We start from the raw sequence: 614 nt of genomic DNA, 5'->3' as shown, positions 1-614 counted from the left end.
TCCATCTTCGAACGCGATGTCTCGATCGAGATGACGTCGGCGTCCATCGCTGCAATCGCGTCGATGATGGCGTTGAACTCCGAATAGCACATGTGGGTGTGGATCTGCGTAGCATCGGCAACGCCGGTCGAACAGATGCGGAAGCTTTCCACGGCCCAGTCGAGATAAGTCTTCCACTCGGAGTGACGCAGTGGCAGACCCTCGCGCAGAGCGGCTTCGTCGATCTGAATCATGGTCGCCCCGGCCTTTTCGAGGTCGGTGACCTCGTCGCGGATCGCGAGCCCGATCTGGCGGCAGGCTTCGCTGCGCGGAATGTCATCCCGGACGAATGACCAGTTCAGGATCGTCACCGGCCCGGTGAGCATCGCCTTCATCGGCTTCTTGGTCAGCGATTGGGCGTAGCGCCACCATTCGACCGTCATCGGCTTTGGGCGCGAGACGTCGCCAAACAGGATCGGCGGACGAACGTAGCGCGAGCCATAGGACTGCACCCAGGCATATTGGGTGAACACGAAGCCAGACAGCTGCTCGCCGAAATACTGCACCATGTCGTTGCGCTCGAACTCGCCATGGACCAGCACGTCGAGCCCGATCTCCTCTTGCCACCGTACGGT

At 60.9% G+C, this 614-nt stretch carries 1 pseudogene; it reads right to left on the bottom strand.

The annotated features are described in order from the left end of the window. Positions 1-614: pseudogene (locus SO156_RS45875) on the bottom strand (5-methyltetrahydropteroyltriglutamate--homocysteine S-methyltransferase); the annotation flags it as partial.

This window comes from Bradyrhizobium sp. UFLA05-125, assembly GCF_059803515.1.
This window is presented reverse-complemented; position numbering and strand designations above follow the sequence as displayed.